We start from the raw sequence: 22,152 nt of genomic DNA, 5'->3' as shown, positions 1-22,152 counted from the left end.
AGTTGAGTTCTAAAACGCCGTCGTGGGCGCGGCTGTTCAGGCCGGGCGGTCGGGCGGTCCGAGGCAGCGCCCTCCAACGCCCGGCCTGAACAGCCGCGCCCACGACGGCTTGCGTTTTGGGCTTGCGACGCTAAGAACCCAATAAAGCCGACGCAAGGAACTCCGGCAACGCTAGCAGAGCCTGGACGGTTTTTAGCCAGTGTCGTGGATTCAGTGGCGCGTTTTTTTGCGGGCGTCTTCCAGTTTTCGGCACAGGTCGCGGGTGGCGTCGATCAGGCGGGGGCCGGGGCGGAAGAGGGTGTCGGGATCGATGCCGTATACCTGCGTGTGCGTTGGGTTGGCCAGGCCCAGGGCGGCCCATCGGTCTTTCGCCTGGCGCTCTTGCTGCGGCGTGGCGGCGGCGGCCAGGATGACGCCGGGGTGTTTTTGCACGATGTGCTCGGCGCCGATGGGCAGGGCCGCGAACGCGCTGTCCCCGAAGACGTTGGCGCCGCCGCAGGTATGCAGCGCGTCGTTCAGCAGGGCGTCTTTGCCCACCGCGTACAGCGGAGAGTGGCCGATCTCGATGAAGACGGAGACGGGCGGGCGATCGGCGTAGCGGCGGCGCAGCTCGCGCAGTTTATCGCGCAGCGTGGAAGCGGCGCGCTGGGCCTTTTCTTGCGTGCCCAGGCGCTTGCCCAGGCCTTCGATCTGGTCGGGAATGTCATCCAGCCGCGCGGGGGCGAGGAATTCCAGGGGCACGCCCAAGCTTTGCAGGAGGGGCGCCACGGCCGCCGCCGCTCCGGAAGCGTGCCAGGCCAGCACCAGGTCCGGCTTCAGCCGGACCAGCGCCTCGGCGTTGACGCTGGCCGCCCCATCCCCGACTTTGGGCAAGGCGCGCGCGGCATCCGGATAGTTGCTGCTGACCACGGTGCCGGCCAGGGTGTGGCCGGCGCCGGCGGCAAACACCATTTCGGTGATGTGCGGCGCCAGCGTCACGACTCGGGCGGCCGTCCCCGCGGCCGCCGCCCAGGCCGGAAGCCCGGCCAGCAGGCAGGCCGGCACCAGCGCCGCGAGCCGTGCCCGGCACCGCGAAAGCCGTCCTCCCCGCCGAGTCCGCTTCTCGACCGATGGCGTGGCCCGGGCGTAGCCAGGCGAATCGCGGCGCAGGCCCAGCATGGCTACATCTTCACGGCCAGGTTCACGAACACGTTCGAACCGGGCATGTTGTAGCCGTAGGCGTTGGCGTAGTCCTTGTCCAGGACGTTGTTCCAGCGCACCTGGACGGCTACTTTCGAGGTGAAGGCATAGGAAGCGGTCAGATCGAGCAAGCCGTAGCCGCCCAGGCGGGTGGTATTGGCCGCGTCGTCGTAGCGATGGCCGGCGAAGCGGTACTGCGCGCCCAGCGCGAGCCGGCCCAGGCGGTGCTCGGCGCCGATGCGGTAGGTGTGCCGGGCCCGGCGGATCAGCCTCAGGTCGGTGTCGTCGTTGCGCGCGTCCAGATAGTCGTAGCCGCCGTGCACGGTGGTGTCGCCCCAGCTGCGGCTGGCGGTAAGGCTGACGCCCTGCAGTGTGGCTGAATCCACGTTCTGCATGGTGTAGGTCTCGTCGCTGGCGATGAGATTGCGCACCTTGTTGCGGTAGGCGGTCAGGCCCACTTCGTATTCGGCCGAGGTGTAGCGTACGCTGGCCTCGATGTTGCGCGCCTTCTCGGGCTCCAGGTCGGGGTTGGAACCCCAGGGGCCATACAGGTCGCTCATGGTCGGCGCCTTGAAGCCGGTGCTGCCCGCCAGGCCCAGCTGCCAGCCGGGGGCGATGTCGTAGTCGTAGGCGAGCGAGCCGGTGGCCTGGTTGCCGTAGCCCGAGATATTGTCGTTGCGCACGCTGGCCTGCAGATGGTGGCGGTGGAAATGGCCGCGCCAGATCAGGTTGGCGGAATTCGTGTTGCGGCTGTCGTTCTGGTACACGTTCGAGCCGCGCGCCCTTTCCTCCAGGCGCTCCAGGGCCAGGGAAAGGCTTTGCCCTTCGGTCAACTGCAGGTCGTTCTGCCATGAGTAGCTGCGCTGCAGGCTGCCGAAGGTCGATGCATAGAAGGGGTCGCGGTCGTCGCCCATTTCTTTGGCCAGGCCGAAGCGCAGCACGCTTTGCCAGCGGTCGGTGATCTGGTCGGTGCTGGTCAGGGTATAGGCCTGCTGGCGCGTGATGGCATGCACGGGATGGGAGAATTCGCCGTTGTCGTAGTCTCCGTCGATGTAGCTGTTATAGGCGGTGAGGCCGATGTGGTGGCCCGGCCTCCAGCGATAGCCGAGCGAGCCCGAGAAACCATGCTGGCTGTATCCGTCGCGGTCCGGATGATAGGCGCCGAACGGCGCCAGAGGGTTGGTGGCGCTGTATCCGTCGCTGCCGGCCAGGCTGGCCGAGAAGGCGTAGTTCCAGCCGTCTTGCGCGCCCGATACTCCCGCGTTGGTCTTGAACGTGCCGTGGCTGCCGACGCCGAAGTTGCCGTGGGCCTGCAGCGGCCGGTCGCCGGTGTCCCGGCGGGTAATGATGTTCACCACGCCGCCGATGGCGTCCGAGCCGTACAGGCTGCTGGCCGCGCCGCGCAGCACTTCCACGCGTTCTATCATGGCCGGATCCAGGGCGTTCCAGTTGACGTTGCCCAGGGTCGAGCTGTTGATGCGCACGCCGTCGACCAGCACCAGGGTCTGGTTGGCATTGGCGCCGCGCAGGAAGACGCTGGTCGGGGTCTGCGGGCCGCCGGAGTCGGCGAACTGGATCCCATGGTGGCGCGACAGCACCTGCGCCAGGCTGTCCTGGCCGGCTTGCGCGAGTTCTTCGCGGCCGATCACGGTGACGTCGCCCAGCGCAGCGGCCTGGGACTGCGCGATGCGGCCGGGCGTGACGACGATGTCCTCGAGCTGTGACACCGGGGATTGAGCGTAAAGGGAAGCGGGGGCGATACAGAAAGAAAGGGCGGCCAGCGCGCGCGCCCGTGAAGATGTTTTCATTGTGGTACCTGAGCACGGCGTGCGTCCCCGCACGCCACGAGAAGGGAAAACCGTTCCGGCGGGCTTGCCGGCGTATGCGTGGCAGCGGCCGGAACGGGCTCGGCGGAGGCTGGTGTCGGGCTGGTGTGGAAACACGGTACCGTTGCGGGGGCAGCACAGATTGCGCGGGCCGTCGTCGGGGCGACGCGGACCGCGGGCTGTTTCCCATTGAACTTTCGCAGAGCCGTGGCCGGCATGGCCGGACACGGAACCGAAAGCACCTCCAGGCGGAAATTTACCACGCAGAAGGAGGCGCGCCCGGGGTCTCGCTACAATAGAGCGTTCCGTCCAACCCAGTTTCATGCCGGTCGAGCCGGCCTTCGCCGTTCTTTCAGGTAGCCGCGTGTCCCATCCTTCCCTGCCTTATCCCCTTTCTTCCTACACCCATGGCGCCGAATTCGCGCGCCTTCTGGCAAGCCGCATGCTGATCCTGGACGGCGCCATGGGCACCATGATCCAGCAGCACAAGCTGACCGAACTGGATTTCCGGGGCGAGCGCTTTGCCGAGCATCCCAAGGACGTCAAGGGCGACAACGAGCTGCTGTCCCTGGTGCGCCCCGATCTCATTCTGCAGATCCACCGCCAGTATCTCGAAGCCGGCGCGGACGTCGTCGAAACCAATACCTTCGGCGCGACGTCGATTGCGCAGGGCGATTACGGCCTTGCGGAGATCGCCTATGAATTGAACGTGGAGTCGGCGCGCCTGGCCCGGCAGGCCTGCGATGAGTTCAGCACCCCGGAGCGGCCGCGCTTCGTCGCAGGGGCGCTGGGGCCGCAGCCCAAGACGGCGTCGATCTCGCCCGACGTCAACGACCCGGCGGCGCGCAATGTCACGTTCGAAGAGTTGCGCGCCGCGTACACCGAGCAGCTGAACGGCCTGCTCGACGGCGGCATCGACATCGTGCTGATCGAGACGATATTCGACACGCTCAACGCCAAGGCGGCCATCTTCGCGGTCGAGAGCGTGTTCGAGGAAAGGGGCGTGCGTCTGCCGGTCATGATTTCCGGCACGGTCACCGACGCGTCGGGGCGCATTCTGTCCGGCCAGACCGTGGAGGCCTTCTGGAATTCGGTGCGCCATGCGCGCCCGGTCACCATAGGCCTGAACTGCGCCCTGGGCGCGGCGCTGATGCGGCCCTACATCGCCGAGCTGTCCAAAATCTGCGATACCTATCTGTGCGTCTATCCCAACGCCGGCCTGCCCAACCCCATGGCCGAGACCGGCTTTGACGAAACGCCCGAAGACACTTCCTCGCTGCTCGAAGAGTTCGCATTGGCCGGGCTGGTCAACATGGTGGGCGGCTGTTGCGGCACCACCCCCGAGCACATCCGCGCCATTGCCGAGAAAACGGCCGAACTGCCGGTGCGCAAGGTGCCCGCGGTGCCGGTGCGCACCCGCCTGTCGGGCCTGGAGGCGCTCAATTTCGACGCCGAATCCCTGTTCATCAACGTCGGCGAGCGCACCAACGCGACCGGCAGCAAGATGTTCCTGCGCCTGATCCGCGAAGAGAAATACGAAGAAGCCCTGGCGGTGGCGCGCCAGCAGGTCGAAAACGGCGCCCAGATCATCGACGTGAACATGGACGAGGCGATGCTGGATTCGGCCGCCTGCATGCATCGCTTCCTGAATCTGGTGGCTTCCGAGCCCGATATCGCCCGCGTTCCCATCATGATCGACAGCTCGAAGTGGGAGGTGATCGAAACCGGGCTGCGTTGTGTCCAAGGCAAGCCGGTGGTCAACTCGATCTCCATGAAGGAGGGGGTGGAGCCGTTTCTGAAGCAGGCCCGCCTGTGCCGCAAGTACGGCGCGGCGGTGGTGGTGATGGCCTTCGACGAGAAAGGCCAGGCCGACACCCTGCAGCGGCGCAAGGACATCTGCGGCGAGGCCTATCGGCTGCTGGTCGAAGAGGTGGGCTTTCCTCCCGAAGACATCATCTTCGACCCCAATGTGTTCGCCATCGCCACCGGCATCGAAGAGCACGACCACTACGCGATGGACTTCATCGACGCGGTGGGCTGGATCACGCAGAACCTGCCCCACGCGCGGGTTTCGGGCGGCATTTCCAACGTCAGCTTCTCGTTCCGGGGCAACGAGCCCGTGCGCGAAGCCATCCATACCGTCTTCCTCTACTACGCCATCCAGCGGGGCCTGACGATGGGCATCGTCAACGCCGGCCAGCTCGGCGTCTACCAGGACATCGACAAGACGCTGCGCGACCTGGTCGAAGACGTAGTGCTCGACCGGCCCGAGCCAGTCGGGCGCACCGATTCGAAGGATGAGCGCAGCAACACCGAGCGTCTGGTGGAATTCGCCGAAACCGTCAAAGGCTCGGGCATACGCAAGGAAGAAGACCTGAGCTGGCGCGAGCAGCCGGTCGAGCAGCGCCTGACGCATGCGCTGGTCAACGGCATCACCGCTTTCATCGTCGAAGACACCGAAGAAGTGCGCCAGAAGATCGCCGACCAGGGCGGGCGGCCCATCCAGGTCATCGAAGGCCCGCTGATGGACGGCATGAACGTGGTGGGCGACCTGTTCGGCGCCGGCAAGATGTTCCTGCCCCAGGTGGTCAAGTCGGCGCGCGTCATGAAGCAGGCGGTCGCCCACCTGGTGCCCTTCATCGAAGAAGAAAAGCGGCAGATTGCGGCCGCCGGCGGCGACGTGCGCCCCAAGGGCAAGATCGTCATCGCCACCGTCAAGGGCGACGTGCACGACATCGGCAAGAACATCGTCACGGTCGTACTGCAATGCAATAACTTCGAAGTCGTGAACATGGGCGTGATGGTGCCCTGCGCCGACATCCTGGCCAAGGCGAAGGAAGAAAAGGCCGACATTGTCGGGCTGTCGGGGCTCATTACGCCCAGCCTCGAGGAAATGGCCTACGTGGCGTCCGAGATGCAGCGCGACGACTACTTCCTGAGCCGCAGGATGCCCCTGCTCGTGGGCGGCGCCACCACCAGCCGGGTGCACACGGCGGTAAAGATCGCTCCGAACTACGAAGGCCCGGTCATCTATGTGCCCGACGCCAGCCGCTCGGTGGGGGTGGCCACCAGCCTGATGTCGGACCAGTGCGAGGCCTACCTGGCCGAGGTGGCCGAGGAATACGAGCTGGTGCGCAAGCGTCACGCCAACCGCAAGGAAACCCCGCTGGTCAGCCTGGAAGAGGCCCGCGCCGCGCGCCCCGCCATCGACTGGACGGCCTATGTCCCGCCCCGGCCCAAGTTCATCGGCCGGCGCACGTTCGAGAACTATGATCTGGCCGAGATCGCGCGCTATATCGACTGGACGCCGTTTTTCCAGACCTGGAGCCTGTTCGGCCAGTACCCCGCCATTCTGCAGGACAAGGTGGTGGGCGAGCAGGCGGCCAAGGTCTTCGAAGAAGGCCAGGCCATGCTGCGCAAGATCATCGACGGGCGCTGGCTGACCGCCAGCGGCGTGGTGGCCTTCTATCCGGCCAACACCGTCAACGACGAGGACATCGAGGTCTACCGCGACGAGTCGCGCTCCGAAGTGCTGTTCACCTGGCGCAATCTGCGCCAGCAGACGGTCAAGCGCGAAGGCGTCGACAACAAGTGCCTGGCCGACTACATTGCGCCCAAGAGCAGCGGCGTGGCCGACTACATCGGCCTGTTCGCCGTGACGGGCGGCCTGGGCATCGAGGCCCGCGACCGGGCCTTCCTGGACGACAACGACGATTACTCCAGCATTATGTTCAAGGCGCTGGCCGACCGTTTCGCCGAGGGTTTCGCCGAATGCCTGCACGCGCGCGTGCGGCGCGACCTGTGGGGCTACGTGCCTGACGAAGCCTTGGACAACGAGGCTCTGATCGCCGAAAAATATCAGGGCATACGCCCGGCGCCAGGCTATCCCGCCTGCCCCGAGCACGTGGTCAAGAAGGACATGTTCCAGTACTTGCGACCCGAAGAAATCGGCATGCAGCTGACCGACAGCTACGCCATGTATCCGGCCTCTAGCGTGTCCGGCTTCTACCTCAGCCATCCGCAGTCGCAGTATTTCAACGTCGGCCATATCGGCGACGACCAGTTCCGGGACTACGTGAAGCGCAGCGGACGCGAAGAAGACGACGTGCGCCGCACGTTGGCCAGCGTCCTGCGTTGACGAACTTTGCAAGGTGACCGACGGCATGGCGGACTCCGACAACCCGCAGCAGGTTTCCAGCCGCCAGGCCGAGGGCCAGGCCCGCTCGGTGCGCCGCGCCGCCCTGGGTGATTTCCTGCGCAGCGTGCGCGCCCGGGTCTCGCCCGAAAGCGTCGGCCTGCCGCCGGGCACGCGCCGCCGCACGCCGGGCCTGCGCCGCGAAGAGGTCGCCCAACTGAGCGGCATCAGCGTCACCTGGTATACCTGGATAGAGCAGGGGCGCGACGTCTCGGTCTCGCCGGCCGTCTGGGCCCGGCTGGCCGCCGTGCTGCACCTGACGCGCGCCGAGCGCCATTATCTGTTCGAGCTGGCCGAATGTGCCGACCCCGAGCATGGCGGCGAACTGGCCGAGCCGCTGCCCGAGGGGCTGCAGGATTGCGTGCACAGCATCGAGGCGCCCGCCTACGTGCTCGACCGCTGCTGGAACGTGCTGGCGCGCAACGAGGCCTTGCTGCATCTGTTCGACGGCTGGCCCGACCGTGTCGAGCGGCCCAATCTGCTGCGCTATATCTTCCTGGATCCTGCCGCCCAGCAGCTCGTGGTGGACTGGGAGACGCGCGCGCGGCGCGTCGTGGCCGAATTCCGGGCCGACGTGGCTCCTTACGCGGAAGAGCCGGACGTGCGGGAAATGATCGATACCCTGCTGCGGGAAAGCCCGGTCTTTGCGCACTGGTGGCGGCGCCAGACCGTGGTCGAGCGCGAAGGGGGCAGCCGCGCCTTCCGGCATCCGCGGCGGGGCGTGCTGAACTATCGCCAGATCACCTTCCGCTCGGCCATACGTCCCGACTGCAAGCTTGTCATGCTGCTGACGGGCTGAGGCGGTCAGCGCGGCAGCGCTGTGCAGCTCGACGACGGGAGGCCGGGGCGCCGGGTTCGGCTCAGGCCTTGGCGCGCGTCCTGAGATGCTGGGCCACGTTGTCCGGCAGCCGCATGAAAGAGAACATCGACAGGCAGGCCATGACTCCCAGGATCATGAAGCCCCAGAAGGTGTCGATGGGTTCCAGGCGGTCGGCGCCGCGCCAGCTCATGCTCAGGTTCAGCACCAGGGCCGCGCCGCCCACGCCCAGGCTGATGGCCAGTTGCTGCGCCATGGCCGAGAAACTGCTGGCCCGGCTCATCTCGCGCGAACCCAGATCGGCGTAGGTCAGCGTGTTGACGGCGGTGAACTGCAGCGAGCGCGAGATGCCGCCCAGTACCAGAACGCCCATCATCACCCACACGGGCGTCTCGACGCTGAACAGGCCGCACACCATGACCAGGGCGCCGGCCAGCACCGCGTTGACGATGAGCACGCGCTTGAAGCCGTAGCGGTTGATGACCGGCGTGGCGACGAGCTTCATCAGCAGGGCCCCGGCGGCGCTGCTGAAAGTGATCAGGCCGGCCGCGAAGGGCGACATGCCGAATCCCACCTGCAGCATCATGGCCAGCAGGAAGGGCGAGGCGCCGACCGTCAGCCGGCACAAATTGCCGCCCAGGGTGGCGATGGCGAAGCTGCGCACCTTGAGCAGCGACAAATCGACGATGGGGTGATCGTGATGGCGCGCATGCCAGAGATAGAGCAGGCCGCAGGCCAGGCCCACCCCCAGCAGCACCATGACCTCGGTGCGCGACATGTCGCTGTGGCCGATGGATTCGAAGCCGGACACCAGGCAGGCCAGGCAGACGCCGCTCAGGATGAAGCCCAGCCAGTCCAGGCGCGGGGCGTTTTCGGGGATGTCGGGAGCGATATAGCGCAGCACCAGCGCGATGCCCAGCACGCCCACAGGGATATTGATCAGGAATATCCAGTGCCACGAGGCATAAGTGACGAGAAAGCCGCCCAAGGGCGGCCCCACGATGGGGCCCAGCAGGGCCGGCATGGAAAGAAAGGTCATGGCGCGCAGCAGCTGGGCCTTGGGCGTCGTGCGCAGCAGGATGACGCGGCCCACCGGCACCATCATGGCGCCGGCCACCCCCTGCAGCGTGCGGGCCAGGACCAGGTGCAGCAGCGTCTGGGCCAGCGCGCAGGCGACCGAACTGACGGTGAACATCACGATGGCGGTGATGAACACCTTGCGGGCTCCGAAGCGGTCGGCCGCCCAGCCGCTGATCGGCACGAACACGGCCAGCGCCAGCAGATAGCTGGTGATGGTGACGTTCATCTTGACGGGCGTGGTGCCCAGGGCCTGGGCCATGACGGGCAGGGCAGTGGCGACGACGGTGGAGTCGAGCATCTGCATGAAAAGCGCACAGCCCACGATGAAGGGAATCATGCGGATGGCTGCGCGCTCGTGGGCGGAAAGAGAGGCAGCGGTAGCGGGTGGTTTGTCTGACGCCATTCCTGCATTCTAACTTTGTTCGTCTGCGTTAAACTCTCGGTTGACGGTTAATCATAGCGACACAAAGGATATGGCCCGCCATTACGAATCCGAACTCACCCAGTTCCTGAACCAGTACAAGCACGAGCACGCCGACACCGAACAGCGTCAGCGCGAAGGCCGCGCCCGCCTCTGGGACAAGAACCTCGATCCCGAACTGCTCGAAAACTTCCGGGCGGGGCGGGTCTCTCAGCGCCCCTACGTCTACCAGACGGACTGAATCTTTTTCAATGGCAGCGTCCGCCGTTTCGGCCGATGATCTGAACGCGCTGGTCGACCCCAAGGTCGACAGCACGCCCGACGTCGTCGATAGCGTTGCCTTGGCGCGCCTGTACGGCGAGCCGCTGTTCGCCCTGCCGCAAGACCTGTACATTCCGCCCGATGCGCTTGAGGTCTTTCTGGAGACCTTCCAGGGCCCGCTCGACCTGCTTCTGTACCTGATCCGCAAGCAGAACTTCAACGTGCTCGACATCCCCATGGCCGAGGTCACGCAGCAGTATCTCTCCTATGTCGATCAGATCCGCGCCCAGAACCTCGAGCTGGCGGGCGAATACCTGTTGATGGCGGCACTGCTGATCGAAATCAAGTCGCGCATGCTGCTGCCGGTCAAGCACACCGACACCGGCGAAGAGCCCGACGACCCGCGCGCCGAACTGGTGCGGCGCCTGCTCGAATACGAGCAGATGAAGCTCGCCGCCCAGAAACTCAACGAACTGCCCCAGCTGGGGCGCGATTTTCAACGCAGCCGCGCCTTCATGGACCTTCGCGTCGAGCGCATGCTGCCCGAGGTCGATGCCGACGACCTGCGCCAGGCATGGGCCGACATCATGAGGCGGGCCAGGCTCAATGCCCACCACCGCATCACGCGCGAGCAGCTTTCGGTGCGCGACCACATGAGCCAGATCCTGCGCCGCCTGGCCGACGTGCGCTTCATGGAGTTTTCCGAACTGTTCACCGAGCGGGTCCAGCAGGGCGACGCCGTGGCGGTCATCGTCGTGCACTTCCTGGCCATGCTCGAACTGGCGCGCGAATCATTGCTCGACATCACGCAGGCCGAACCCTACGCGCCCATCTACGTGCGCTTGTCATATACGGCGGCGGCGGCCTGACGGCACGCCCACCGGACGGAGATATTCTTGAAAGTCGTACACACCATCGAAGAGCTGCGCGACCAGTTGCGCGGGCAGCTGCATGTCTCGTTCGTGCCCACCATGGGCAACCTGCATGCGGGACACCTTGCGCTGATGAAGCTGGCGCGCCAGCACGGCAGCCCGGTGGTCGCCAGCATTTTCGTCAACCGGCTGCAGTTCGGCCCCAACGAGGATTTCGACCGCTATCCGCGTACCCTGGAGTCCGACATCGAAAAGCTCGAGCGCGAGCGCGACGTCTACGTGCTGTTCGCCCCGCGCGAAAGCGAGATGTATCCCGAGCCGCAAAGCTTCCAGATCCAGCCTCCCCGCGACCTGGGGGGCATCCTAGAGGGCGAGTTCCGGCCCGGCTTCTTCATGGGCGTGGGCACCGTCGTGCTCAAGCTGTTCTCCTGTGTGCAGCCTCGCGTGGCGGTGTTCGGCAAGAAGGACTATCAGCAACTGATGGTGGTGCGCAGCATGTGCCGGCAGTTCCAGCTGCCAGTCAACATTCTGGCGCATGAAACCGTGAGGGATCACGACGGCTTGGCGCTGTCTTCACGCAATGTGTATCTGTCGCCGTCAGAGCGGACCGAAGCGCCGCATTTATATGCGGTCTTGCAGCGTATCCGAAGCCAGCTGGAGCAGGGCTGCGGCGACCGCGGGCAGCTGGAGGGCGAGGCCGTGGCCGAGCTTGCCGGCCGCGGCTGGCAGGTGGACTACGTGTCCTTGCGCCGGCAGCGCGATCTGGGCATGCCCACGACCGAAGAGATTCGCGGCGGCGAGCCCCTGGTGGCGCTGGCGGCGGCAAAATTGGGCGCCACGCGGCTGATCGACAACCTCGAAATGCAGGCCGGCGCTTGAGCGCCGCTTCGGAATAGCGTGCAAATTGGCGCTATTTGCTCGCAATTGCCATGTAATGGCGGGCTAAAGCCGGATTAAGATCTCTGTCAGAAATGACAGGAGACAAAAACTTACAAAACATGACAAAATCCCTTCCAATGCTACGATGACAAGGGGGAGGTCATGGCAAACGACCGGCCAATCGATGCACTGCTTTCCACATTGACACCGCGCGAGCGCGACGTCATGCACTACGTCGCCATGGGCACGCCCAATAAAATCATTGCCGCCGAACTGGGGGTGTCACAACGCACCATCGAGGCCCATCGGGCCCGCTGCTTTCAGAAGCTGCGGGTGCGCAATGCCGTCGAATTGGCCCGTCGCGTCATGGCCCTGGGCTAGCTTCCCCGTGGGGCGGGCCGGCCCGGCGATGCATGCCTATGGGCGGCTCATTCGCAGCTTGGGGCTTTGGCGGTATTGAGCTCGTCGATGCCGTCGATGTCGGCCTGACGGGTCAGGTGGTAATCGAGCACGGGCTGGTGGTCGTTGACCGAATTGACGCGCAGCATATTGTCATTGACGAAGGTAAGGCTGGCCGTCGACGATTCGCTGCCCGCGGTGCGCAGGCGTATGCGCCAGGGCTGGGCCCCGATGACGTCCCAGCAGCCCAGCTGCGCCGTGGTCGACGAGGCGCCGCTGGCCGTCAGCGGCTGCGAGCGGGCGCGCCACTGGCCATTGGGAGCCAGCGTCAGGGTGACGCGGCTGGCTTCACACGAGCCGCCCAGCAGGCAGGGCAGGGTGCCCAGAAAAGTCTTGGCTTCGCGCACCGGCCGCGTCTGGGCTGCAATGGCCGCTTTGTCGGCCTCTTCGGCCTCGGTGGGAGGAGTCTGCGCCGTCCGTTTGGGGGCGTCTTCGCCGAAACCCAGTTGGATCTGCGACGGGGTGCTATGGGTGGACCGGCCGCGCGCTTGCGCCTGCGCATCCGTCAGGGTCGATTCCTGCGCCCTGTACTGACTGACTTCTTGTTGCTGAGCACAACCGGCCAGCGCCAGCAGCGCGGCGGCCACGACCAAGCGGCTGGCATTAGGCTTGAACGAAACGCGTTTGAACGATGCGGCAGACATGTCGGGATCTTATAAGTGTTGGTAAGGGAGGAAGCCGGGTGATTTCACCGCGGCGGCCGAGGTCTCGTTTTCACGGCTATGTTAACAGGCCCGCTCGGTGCGACGCACCTGTTTTTAGAGCGAGGCTGCGGTACATTCCTAATTTTGTTCAACGGGGTTTATTCCCATGCTGAAAATAGGATTGACCGGCGGCATAGGCTCGGGAAAAACGCGGGTGGCGGATTACTTCCAGTCGTGGGGCGCATCGGTGGTGGATACGGACGTCATCGCGCACAGCTTGACCGCGCCCGGCGGCAGGGCCATCGAAGCGATACGCCGCGAATTCGGCGCCGCCATGATTGGCCCGGACGGCGCGCTCGACCGCGGCGCGATGCGCGAACTCGTCTTTCACGACCCTGCCGCCCGCAGCAGGCTTGAAGCCATTCTTCACCCAATGATAGGCGAGGTTACACGCGAGCAGGCGCAGCGCGCTGAAGGCTGTTATCTTGTCTTTGTCGTTCCGCTCCTCATCGAGTCGGGCCGCTGGCGCGACAAGGTCGATCGCATCTGCGTGGTGGATTGCGACCCGGCCACCCAAGTCGCCCGGGTGCAGGCGCGCAGCGGGCTGACGCAAGAAGCTATTGAGCGTATTATGTCGGTGCAGGTCAGCCGCGAGACCCGTCTTGCCGCCGCAGACGACGTCGTACTCAACGACGGTGCCACCACCCTCGGCCAACTCGAGGCCCGCTCGCGTGCGCTGCACGATGGCTGGTGCAAACTGGCGGCCCGGAAAGACTCCACCGGGAAAGACAAAGTGTACTAACCACCCAAAAGGTTACTGGTCGCGTGATTCTTTATGAATATCCTTGCAACGAACGCGTTAGGACTCTGCTCCGGGTCGAGCATTTGTTTGGCAGGCTGTTTTTCTTTGCCAATGGCGCCGACGTCCACCATCACCAGATAGCTCTCGACACCCTGTTCGACCTGCTCGAAGTCTCCGAGCGCACCGACCTTCGCGGCTCTGTGCTGCAAGACCTCGAACGCCAGCGTGTTTCCCTCGGGTCTTTGCGCCAGCATCCCGGCGTGGATGCGGGCGCGCTCGACGCCATGCTTGCCGAAATCCAGGACGCGGCCGCGGCGCTGGGGGCGCAAGGGCGCATCGGCCAGGTATTGCGCGACAACGAATGGCTGGCCAGCCTGCGCGGCCGGCTGGCGGTGCCGGGCGGCTCGTCGCCCGCCGACATCCCCTCCTACTACGCCTGGCAGATCAAGCCGCACGAAACACGGGTGGCCGATCTCAAAGAATGGATCAGCCCCTTTCTGCCCCTTTACAGCGGCCTGGCGCTGATACTGCGCATGCTGCGCGATTCCAGCGATGTCGAGTCGCTTGAGGCGCGGCAGGGCGCCTACCAGGAAATGCTCACCGGCAAGACCTATCAGCTGCTGCGCGCCTGGATCGATCCGCGCCTGGGCGTCTTTCCCGAAATGAGCGCCAACAAGTACGTCATCTGGATCCGCTTCTCGACGCAGGACAACGAGCTCAAGCCGCAGCCGGTGACGCGCGACATCCCTTTCCAGCTGGCGCGCTGCAACCTCTGAGGCGCCCGTAGTTCGGGCCTGCAGACCGCCCAGGAAGTTGTTGCGGTCGATTTCAATCAGCTAATTTTTGTTCGCGCCCGGGACGGAATTGGCGACAATAGCGGCTTAATTTTTCCACTGGAGATCTTGCATGTCGGATTCACGTCCCGGGACGGGCAGGCGCCGTGTCGCCCGCTCTTGGTGGTGGATGCTTTTCATCGTGGTGGCGGCCCTGGCGGCGTATTGGTACTTTGCCGGTGGCCGGCAAGCCGGGCCGGCGGGGGGCGCGGGCCCGGGCAATCCCTTCATGCCCGGGGGCATGGGCGGGCCCGTGCCGGTGCGCGTGGCATCGAGCCAGGATGGCAAGATCGACGTCGTCTACCGCGCCATCGGCACGGTCACGGCATACAACACGGTCACCGTGCGCGGCCGGGTCGACGGCCAACTGCAGGAGGTTCTTTTCGAAGACGGCCAAAAGGTCCAGAAGGGCGACGTGCTGGCCCGCATCGACCCCAGGCCCTACCAGGTCAAGCTCGACCAGGCGCTGGGGCAGCAAAGGCAGAACCAGGCGCAACTCGAGAACGCGCAGCGCGATTTGCAGCGCTATCAACTGCTCTTCAAGCAGAACTCCATCGCCAAGCAGCAGGTCGACGCCCAGGCGGCGCTGGTCCAGCAATACCTGGGCTCCCAGAAAAGCGACCAGGCGGCTGTGGACGATGCCAGGCTTCAGCTCAGTTTCACCGAAATCACGGCCCCCATCGACGGCCGGCTGGGCCTGCGCCAAGTGGACCAGGGCAACCTGATAGCTTCGTCCAGCACCGACGGGCTGGTCGTGCTGACCCAGACCCAGCCCATTTCGGTGGTCTTCACCTTGCCCCAGGCCCGGGTTCCCGAAGTGCTCGAGCAATTCCGGCAGGGCCGCAAGCTCGAGGTCGACGTCTACGACGGCAGCGACACCCGCCGCCTGGCGACGGGCGAGCTCGAGTCGGTCGACAACCAGATCGATATCGCGACCGGAACCCTGAAACTCAAGGCGCGCTTCGCCAACCAGGACGAAACACTCTTTCCCAACCAGTTCGTCAATGTGCGCCTCAAGGTGCGCACGGGGCTGCCCGCCATCGTGGTTCCGACCGTGGCCGTGCAGCAGGGGTCCCAGGGCGCTTTCGTCTACGCCCTGGACGAAGCCGACACCGTTCAGATACGGCGCATCGCCACCGGCACGGTGGACGGCGAACGCGTGGCCGTCGAGAGTGGGCTGGAGGCCGGCGTGCGGGTGGTGACGGAAGGGGTGGACAGGCTGCGCGAAGGCGCCAAGGTCGAGATCGTCACCGGCGAAGAGCAGGCGGCGCGGCCCGCCGCGGTGCCGGGCGGAAGGCCGCGCGGCGGCGGCGTGCGCTCGCCGCACTGACCGCAGCAGATCCTAGGGCCTGTTAACACTAAAAGGGCAGTCGCATGAGCACGCAAATAGCTGACCATCAAGGCGCCAAGCGCAGTCGGGGTGGTTCCCCGGCGAGCATTGGTAACGCAGAGGGGTGGCTATTTGCGCGCTCACCCTTCGGGCTGGCCGGCAAAAGCCAGGCATGCGTTGTTGCGAGCTCGTTACGTGGATCGACCACGCCGCCTCGCCCGCGCCTAGCCTGCCTGGCTTTTGCCGGCCAGTGCGGCTGCCCTTTTAGTGTTAACAGGCCCTGTTCCGCGCCATGAATTTCTCGCGTCTTTTCATTCTCCGGCCGGTGGCCACCACGCTGGCCATGGTGGCCCTGCTGATCGCGGGGCTGCTGGCCTATCGCATGCTGCCGGTGTCGGCGCTGCCCGAGGTCGACTATCCCACCATACAGATCAGCACCGAATATCCCGGCGCCAGCCCCGACGTCATGGCGGCGCTGGTCACCTCGCCGCTCGAGCGGCAGTTCGGCCAGATGCCGGGCCTGATCCAGATGACCTCCACCAGTTCGGGAGGCCTGTCGTCCATCACGCTGCAGTTCGATCTGGAGCTGGCGATGGACGTGGCCGAACAAGAGGTGCAGGCGGCCATCAACGCGGCGTCCAGCCTGCTGCCGGGCGATCTGCCGGCGCCTCCGGTCTACAACAAGGTCAACCCCGCCGACACGCCCGTCATCAGCCTGGCCGTCACCTCGCCCACCCTGCCGCTGCACGAGGTGCGCGATCTGATCGACATCCGCGTGGCGCAGAAGCTGTCGCAGATCAACGGCGTCGGCATGGTCAGCATCGCGGGCGGCCAGCGGCCGGCGGTGCGCATCCAGGCCAACCCGCAGGCGCTGGCCGCGCGCGGCCTGGCGCTGTCCGACCTGCGCAGCGCCATCACCTCGGCCAACGTCAATCAGCCCAAGGGCAATCTGGACGGGCCACAGCGCTCCACCACCATCAACGCCAACGACCAGTTGAGCTCCATCGAGGACTACGAAGCGTTGATCCTGGCCTACGACAACGGCGCGGCCCTGCGGCTGCGCGACGTCGCGGTCGCCAGCAAGGGCGCCGAGAACACGCGCCAGGCGGCCTGGGTGGGCGAACAGCCCGCCATCCTGCTCAACATCCAGCGCCAGCCCGGCGCCAATGTCATCGAGGTGGTGGACAGGGTGAAGGCGCTGCTGCCTTCTCTGCGCCAGGCGTTGCCCATAGGCGTGGACGTCGCGGTCGCGACGGACCGCACCCAGACCATCCGCGATTCGGTCGACCACGTCCAGTTCGAGATGCTGCTGGCCATCATCTTGGTGGTGCTGGTGACCTTCGTCTTCCTGCGCAGCTGGACCGCCACCTTCATTCCCAGCGTGGTCGTGCCGCTGTCCCTGGTCGGCACCTTCGCCATCATGTATCTGGCGGGGTTCAGCGTGAACAACCTGACCCTCATGGCGCTGACCATCGCGACCGGCTTCGTGGTGGACGATGCCATCGTCATGATAGAAAACATCGCCCGCCACATCGAGGAAGGCGAAAGCGCCTTGCAGGCGGCCCTGAAGGGCGCGGCCCAGATCGGCTTCACGCTGGTGTCGCTGACGCTGTCCCTGATCGCCGTGCTGATTCCGCTGCTGTTCATGAGCGACGTCATCGGCAGGCTCTTCAGCGAATTCGCCATCACCCTGGCGGTCGCCATTCTGCTGTCGCTGGGCATCTCGCTGACGCTCACGCCCATGATGTGCGCCCGCATGCTGCGTTCAGAAGCCGAGCAGTCGCATGGACGCTTCCAGCGCTGGCTGGGCCATGGCATGGATCGCCTGGTGGCCGCCTACGAGCACGGCCTGGCCTGGGTGCTGTCCCACCAGCGGCTCACGTTATGGGTGGCCGTGGGCACGCTGCTGCTCACGGCCCTGTTATATGCCCTCGTGCCCAAGGGTTTCTTCCCGCAGCAGGATACCGGCCTGATCCAGGCGATCAGCCAGGCGCCGGCCACGGTGTCCTTCAGCGCCATGGCCGAGCGCCAGAAGGAAGCGGTCCAGGCCATCTTGCAGGATCCCGACGTCGACACGGTGTCGTCCTTCATCGGCATCGACGGCACCAATGCGACCGTCAATACCGGCCGCATGCAGATCGCGCTCAAATCGTTGTCGGACCGCGATGCGAACGCGGGCCAGATCATCCGCCGGCTGAATGAGCGGCTTGCCGACATACCGGACATACGGGTGTACATGCAGCCGGTGCAGGACCTGACCATCGAGGACCGCGTCAGCCGCACGCAATACCAGATGTCCTTGTCCGACCCGGATCGCGCCGTGCTGCTCGAATGGGCCCCGCGCCTGGAAGAAGCCATGCGCCGGCTGCCGCAGCTGGAGGACGTCGCCAACGATCAGCAGGCGGGCGGCCTGCAGACGGTGCTGGCGATAGACCGCGACGCGGCCGCCCGGCTGGGCGTCACCACGGCGACGATAGATGAAGCGCTTTACGATGCTTTCGGCCAGCGTCTGGTGTCGACGATATTCACCCAGTCGGCCCAGTACCGGGTGGTGCTCGAAGTGGACGAGCAGTATCGGCGCAGTCCGGCGGCGCTCGACCATATCTATGTGCGCACCGAGTCGGGCGACATGACGCCGCTCAGCAGCGTGGTGACGGCCACGCAGCAGGCCGGCCTGCTGTCCATCGAACGCCTGGGCCAGTTTCCGGCCACGACGCTGTCCTTCAACCTGGCGCCGGGCGTGGCGCTGTCGGACGCCGTGGACGCCATCACCAAGGCGCAGGCCGAACTCGACATGCCCGCCACGGTGGAGATGCGCTTCCAGGGCGCTGCGCGGGCTTTCGAGGCGTCCCTGGCCAGCACGCTGTGGCTGATGCTGGCCGCCGTGGTCGCCATGTACATCGTGCTGGGCATTCTGTACGAAAGCTACATCCATCCGGTCACCATCTTGTCGACCCTGCCCTCGGCGGCCATAGGCGCCTTGCTGGCCCTGCTGCTTACCGGCAAGGCGCTGGACATGATAGGCATCATCGGCATCATCCTGCTGATCGGCATCGTCAAGAAGAACGCCATCATGATGATCGACTTCGCGCTGGATGCCGAGCGCCGGCGCGGACTGGCGCCGCTCGACGCCATCCATGAAGCGGCGCTGCTGCGCTTCCGGCCCATCCTGATGACGACCCTGGCGGCCCTGTTCAGCGCCATCCCGCTCATGCTGTCCACCGGCGCCGGCTCCGAGCTGCGCCAGCCGCTGGGCCTGGTCATGGTGGGCGGCCTGATCTGCAGCCAGTTGCTGACGCTGTTCACCACGCCGGTCATCTATCTGATGTTCGACCGGCTGTCGCGCCATTACAAGGCGGGACGCGCACGCCGCGGCCGCGCCGGTGAGGTTGCGCCATGAGATGGCTGACCCTGTTCATCATCCGTCCGGTGACGACCACGCTGTTGTCCATCGCGCTGGTGCTGACGGGCGTACTTGCCTATCGCCTGCTGCCTGTGGCGCCCCTGCCAGAGATCGACTTCCCCATGATCTCGGTCAATGCGCGCATGGCGGGCGCCAGTCCCGAAACCATGGCGTCCAGCGTCGCCATGCCGCTGGAGCAGGCGCTGGGGTCGATTGCCGGCCTGAAGGAAATGTCGTCGCGCAGTTCCGAAGGGTCGACCAATATCACGCTGATGTTCGACATGGACCGCGACATCAACAGCGCGGCCCGGGACGTGCAGGCGGCCATCAACGAGGCGCGCAGCATGCTGCCCTCGGGGCTGCGCAACAACCCCACCTACAACAAGGTGAACCCCTCGTCCGCCCCGATCATGGTGCTGGCGCTGACCTCCGACATAGCCACCCAGGGCCAGCTCTACGATCTGGCCTCCACCGTCATCGCCCAGAAGCTGGCGCAGGTCACCGGGGTGGGCGAGGTGACGGTGGGCGGCAGTTCTTTGCCCGCCGTGCGCGTCAGCCTGAATCCGCAAGCCCTGGTGAGCGCGGGGGTGTCCCTGGACGAGATCCGCATGGCCTTGTCCAATGCGAACACCTTGCGGCCCAACGGGATTGTGGAGAACGACCGGCATCACTGGCAGATACTGTCCAGTCCGCAGATGACGCGCGCCGAACAGTACGCGCCGCTGATCGTCGCCTGGCGCGACGGGGCGCCGATACGGCTGAGCGATGTCGCAACCGTTGAAGACGGGGTCGAAGAAATCTACAACATCGGCTATTTCAACGACAAGCCGGCGGTCCTGTTGATCATCCGGCGCCAGCCGGACGCCAACATCATCGAGACGGTGGACGCCATACGGGCCCAGCTGCCGATGTTCCAGGCCATAGCGCCCGCCCATGTGCAGCTGACCGTGGCGCAGGACCGCACGCCCAGCATACGCGCCTCGCTGCACGAGGCCGAGCTGACCCTGATCATTGCCGTGATCCTGGTCGTGCTGGTGGTGCTGCTGTTCTTGCGCAACGTGCGGGCGGCCCTGATTCCCAGCATCGTCGTGCCGGCCTCGCTCGTCACCACCTTCAGCCTGATGTGGTGGTTCGGCTTCAGCCTGAACACGATCTCGCTCATGGCGCTGATCGTGGCCACCGGCTTCGTGGTCGACGACGCCATCGTCGTGCTCGAGAACATATCGCGGCATATCGAACGCGGCATGTCGCCGTTCCGGGCGGCGGTGCGCGGCGTACGCGAGGTGGGCTTTACCGTGATGGCCATGAGCGTGTCGCTGGTGGCGGTCTTCATACCCATATTGCTCATGGGCGACATGCTGGGCCGGTTGTTCCGCGAATTCGCCGTTACGCTCACGGCGGCCATCATGGTCTCGCTGCTGCTGTCGCTGATTCTCACTCCCATGATGTGCTCGCGCCTGCTCAAGCCGGGCATGCAGGCCGAGCGGCGGCCGGGAGCAATCGGCCGGGCCTTGCAGCGTCTTGGCGACCGCCTGTGGCGGGGCTATCGCCGCTCGCTCGAATGGGCCTTGCGCCATAGCCGGCTCATGATTCTGCTGCTGTTCGCCACCATAGGCCTGAACGTCTATCTGTATTCGGTGGTGCCCAAGAGCTTTTTCCCCCAGCAGGACACGGGGCAGCTCATGGGCTTTTTCAGGGTGGACCAGGGCACGTCCTTCCAGGCCGCCCGGCCCAAGCTCGAGAAATTCCGCCGGATACTGATGGAAGATCCCGCCGTCGAGACCGTGACGGTCTTCATGGGCGGGCGCGGCGGCAGCACTTCCAGCTTCATGATGATCCAGCTCAAGCCGCTGGCAGAGCGCGACGCCAGCGCCGTCGAGGTGGTCAACCGCCTGCGGCCCCGCTTCATGCGCGAGCCGGGCGCGCGGCTGTCGCTGATTCCCGACCAGGACCTGCGCGGGGCGGGGCGCAGAGGCTTCGGTTCGTACGACTACACGCTGATGGCCAGCGAACTGCCTTTGCTGCAGACCTGGGTGACCAGATTGCGCGCCGCCATGTCGACGCTGCCCGAACTCGTCGATGTCGAGGACGGCGACGAGGACAAGGCGCAGCGCGTCGAGCTGGTGATCGACCGGGACGCGGCCACTCGCCTGGGCGTGGACATGTCGCTGATCGCCGCCACGCTGAACAACGCCTTCAGCCAACGCCAGGTGTCGGTCATCTACGGGCCCTTGAACCAGTACCACGTGGTCATGGCCGTGGATCCCCGCTACGCCCGCGACGTCGAGTCGCTCAAGCAGGTGCAGGTGATCACGGCGGACGGCAATCGCGTGCCGCTGGCTTCGTTCGCACGCTTCGAATCCGGCAACGCGCCGACCAGCGTCAGGCACGAAGGGCTGCTGGCCGCGGAAAACACCTCGTTCGATCTCGCTCCGGGCGTGACGCTGGAAGAGGCCACGGCGGCCATCGAACGGGCGGTTGCGCGCATCGGCCTGCCCAGCGACCAGATCCAGGCGGGCTTCGTGGGCGACGCGCAAGATCTGCAGGAGGCCGTGCAACGGCAGCCCTGGCTGATTCTTGCCGCGCTCATCACCATGTACATCGTGCTGGGCATGCTGTACGAGAGCTATGTGCATCCGATCACGATTCTGTCGACGCTGCCCTCGGCGGGCATCGGGGCGCTGCTGGCCTTGCTCATGCTGGGCCATGAGTTCTCGCTGATCGCGCTCATCGGCGTCTTCCTGCTGATCGGCATCGTGAAGAAGAACGCCATCATGATGGTCGACTTCGCCCTGCAGGCCGAGCGCCAGCGCAAGCTGTCCACGCGGGACGCCATCTTCGAGGCCTGCCTGGTGCGCTTCCGGCCCATCATGATGACGACGATATCGGCCCTGTTCGGGGCGCTGCCGCTGATATTCGCCACCGGTACGGGCGTCGAGATCCGCCAGCCGCTGGGCATCACCATCGCGGGCGGGCTGATCCTGAGCCAGGTGCTCACCTTGTACACCACGCCGGTGGTCTATCTGTATCTGGACCGCCTGCGCCTGTGGGCGGCCCGGCGGTGGCCGCGGCGGTCGCGCGGTGAGGGCGAACCGCTTGCGGCGGAGCCCAATGATTGACGCCGGGGCCATGATTGAAGCCAAGACCTGCC

General features: G+C 65.6%; 15 protein-coding genes and 1 riboswitch. Of the genes, 11 read left to right on the top strand and 4 right to left on the bottom strand.

Features of this window, described 5'->3' with window-relative positions; all coding sequences use genetic code 11:
• Window positions 1–210 precede the first annotated feature (210 nt).
• A complete protein-coding gene (locus CSC67_RS01825) occupies window positions 211–1,158 on the bottom strand; it encodes a helical backbone metal receptor (RefSeq protein WP_118992800.1) in 948 nt (315 codons plus the stop codon).
• Between the two features lie 2 nt (window positions 1,159–1,160).
• Window positions 1,161–2,987: a TonB-dependent receptor domain-containing protein gene (locus CSC67_RS01820; protein WP_118992799.1), complete on the bottom strand. Its 1,827-nt coding sequence runs from the start codon at window positions 2,985–2,987 to the stop codon at window positions 1,161–1,163.
• Window positions 2,988–3,078: 91 nt separating this feature from the next.
• A riboswitch (cobalamin riboswitch) is annotated at window positions 3,079–3,264 on the bottom strand.
• A 63-nt stretch (window positions 3,265–3,327) separates the two neighbouring features.
• On the opposite strand from CSC67_RS01820, the gene metH reads away from it, so the two are divergent.
• Both metH and CSC67_RS01810 read left to right on the top strand, forming a co-directional pair.
• Entirely contained in the window at window positions 3,328–7,143 is a 3,816-nt protein-coding gene (metH, locus tag CSC67_RS01815) for a methionine synthase (protein WP_425337618.1), read from the top strand.
• Between the two features lie 25 nt (window positions 7,144–7,168).
• Window positions 7,169–7,999, top strand: a complete 831-nt coding sequence (locus CSC67_RS01810; RefSeq protein WP_118993167.1) for a helix-turn-helix transcriptional regulator — start codon at window positions 7,169–7,171, stop codon at window positions 7,997–7,999.
• A gap of 61 nt (window positions 8,000–8,060) precedes the next feature.
• On the opposite strand, the gene CSC67_RS01805 is transcribed toward CSC67_RS01810, so the two are convergent.
• The gene (locus CSC67_RS01805; protein WP_425337624.1) at window positions 8,061–9,434 is read right to left on the bottom strand and encodes a DHA2 family efflux MFS transporter permease subunit; all 1,374 of its coding nucleotides are present in this window, start codon (window positions 9,432–9,434) and stop codon (window positions 8,061–8,063) included.
• 136 nt (window positions 9,435–9,570) lie between these two features.
• Here CSC67_RS01805 and CSC67_RS01800 point away from each other — a divergent pair, with 136 nt between their 5' ends.
• From CSC67_RS01800 to CSC67_RS01785, 4 genes are all read left to right on the top strand, one after another.
• On the top strand, window positions 9,571–9,759 hold the full coding sequence (locus CSC67_RS01800; RefSeq protein WP_118992797.1) for a DUF3460 family protein: 189 nt from the start codon (window positions 9,571–9,573) through the stop codon (window positions 9,757–9,759).
• A gap of 10 nt (window positions 9,760–9,769) precedes the next feature.
• Window positions 9,770–10,648 carry a segregation and condensation protein A gene (locus tag CSC67_RS01795; protein ID WP_118992796.1) on the top strand — a complete coding sequence of 293 codons (879 nt, stop codon included), beginning with the start codon at window positions 9,770–9,772 and terminating at the stop codon, window positions 10,646–10,648.
• A gap of 27 nt (window positions 10,649–10,675) precedes the next feature.
• A complete protein-coding gene (gene panC, locus CSC67_RS01790) occupies window positions 10,676–11,530 on the top strand; it encodes a pantoate--beta-alanine ligase (RefSeq protein WP_118992795.1) in 855 nt (284 codons plus the stop codon).
• A gap of 162 nt (window positions 11,531–11,692) precedes the next feature.
• Complete coding sequence (locus CSC67_RS01785) at window positions 11,693–11,911, top strand: response regulator transcription factor (RefSeq protein ID WP_118992794.1); 219 nt, start codon at window positions 11,693–11,695, stop codon at window positions 11,909–11,911.
• 47 nt (window positions 11,912–11,958) lie between these two features.
• Here CSC67_RS01785 and CSC67_RS01780 read toward each other — a convergent pair whose 3' ends face one another.
• Window positions 11,959–12,633 (bottom strand): copper resistance protein NlpE N-terminal domain-containing protein, encoded by a 675-nt coding sequence (locus CSC67_RS01780; RefSeq protein WP_118992793.1) that lies wholly within the window; start codon window positions 12,631–12,633, stop codon window positions 11,959–11,961.
• 166 nt (window positions 12,634–12,799) lie between these two features.
• Between CSC67_RS01780 and coaE the strand changes: the two genes are divergently transcribed.
• From coaE to CSC67_RS01755, 5 genes are all read left to right on the top strand, one after another.
• Complete coding sequence (coaE, locus tag CSC67_RS01775; protein ID WP_118992792.1) at window positions 12,800–13,435, top strand: dephospho-CoA kinase; 636 nt, start codon at window positions 12,800–12,802, stop codon at window positions 13,433–13,435.
• Between the two features lie 23 nt (window positions 13,436–13,458).
• A complete protein-coding gene (zapD, locus tag CSC67_RS01770) occupies window positions 13,459–14,211 on the top strand; it encodes a cell division protein ZapD (RefSeq protein ID WP_118992791.1) in 753 nt (250 codons plus the stop codon).
• A gap of 130 nt (window positions 14,212–14,341) precedes the next feature.
• Entirely contained in the window at window positions 14,342–15,598 is a 1,257-nt protein-coding gene (locus CSC67_RS01765; RefSeq protein ID WP_167752712.1) for an MdtA/MuxA family multidrug efflux RND transporter periplasmic adaptor subunit, read from the top strand.
• 292 nt (window positions 15,599–15,890) lie between these two features.
• Window positions 15,891–18,998: a multidrug efflux RND transporter permease subunit gene (locus tag CSC67_RS01760; protein ID WP_118992789.1), complete on the top strand. Its 3,108-nt coding sequence runs from the start codon at window positions 15,891–15,893 to the stop codon at window positions 18,996–18,998.
• Window positions 18,995–22,120, top strand: a complete 3,126-nt coding sequence (locus CSC67_RS01755; protein ID WP_118992788.1) for an efflux RND transporter permease subunit — start codon at window positions 18,995–18,997, stop codon at window positions 22,118–22,120. The genes CSC67_RS01760 and CSC67_RS01755 overlap by 4 nt, the downstream gene beginning before the upstream one ends.
• The last annotated feature ends 32 nt before the right edge of the window (window positions 22,121–22,152 follow it).

The organism is Pusillimonas caeni, assembly GCF_003545815.1.
Taxonomy (GTDB): Bacteria; Pseudomonadota; Gammaproteobacteria; order Burkholderiales; family Burkholderiaceae_B; genus Pusillimonas; species Pusillimonas caeni.
This window is presented reverse-complemented; position numbering and strand designations above follow the sequence as displayed.

What these genes read in the sequence shown, in the direction of transcription:
- CSC67_RS01825 (WP_118992800.1), bottom strand. Translation starts at nt 1,158, where the DNA reads ATGCTGGGCCTGCGCCGCGATTCGCCTGGCTACGCCCGGGCCACGCCA.
- CSC67_RS01820 (WP_118992799.1), bottom strand. Translation starts at nt 2,987, where the DNA reads ATGAAAACATCTTCACGGGCGCGCGCGCTGGCCGCCCTTTCTTTCTGT.
- metH (WP_425337618.1), top strand. Translation starts at nt 3,328, where the DNA reads ATGCCGGTCGAGCCGGCCTTCGCCGTTCTTTCAGGTAGCCGCGTGTCC.
- CSC67_RS01810 (WP_118993167.1), top strand. Translation starts at nt 7,169, where the DNA reads ATGGCGGACTCCGACAACCCGCAGCAGGTTTCCAGCCGCCAGGCCGAG.
- CSC67_RS01805 (WP_425337624.1), bottom strand. Translation starts at nt 9,434, where the DNA reads ATGATTCCCTTCATCGTGGGCTGTGCGCTTTTCATGCAGATGCTCGAC.
- CSC67_RS01800 (WP_118992797.1), top strand. Translation starts at nt 9,571, where the DNA reads ATGGCCCGCCATTACGAATCCGAACTCACCCAGTTCCTGAACCAGTAC.
- CSC67_RS01795 (WP_118992796.1), top strand. Translation starts at nt 9,770, where the DNA reads ATGGCAGCGTCCGCCGTTTCGGCCGATGATCTGAACGCGCTGGTCGAC.
- CSC67_RS01785 (WP_118992794.1), top strand. Translation starts at nt 11,693, where the DNA reads ATGGCAAACGACCGGCCAATCGATGCACTGCTTTCCACATTGACACCG.
- CSC67_RS01780 (WP_118992793.1), bottom strand. Translation starts at nt 12,633, where the DNA reads ATGTCTGCCGCATCGTTCAAACGCGTTTCGTTCAAGCCTAATGCCAGC.
- coaE (WP_118992792.1), top strand. Translation starts at nt 12,800, where the DNA reads ATGCTGAAAATAGGATTGACCGGCGGCATAGGCTCGGGAAAAACGCGG.
- CSC67_RS01765 (WP_167752712.1), top strand. Translation starts at nt 14,342, where the DNA reads ATGTCGGATTCACGTCCCGGGACGGGCAGGCGCCGTGTCGCCCGCTCT.
- CSC67_RS01760 (WP_118992789.1), top strand. Translation starts at nt 15,891, where the DNA reads ATGAATTTCTCGCGTCTTTTCATTCTCCGGCCGGTGGCCACCACGCTG.
- CSC67_RS01755 (WP_118992788.1), top strand. Translation starts at nt 18,995, where the DNA reads ATGAGATGGCTGACCCTGTTCATCATCCGTCCGGTGACGACCACGCTG.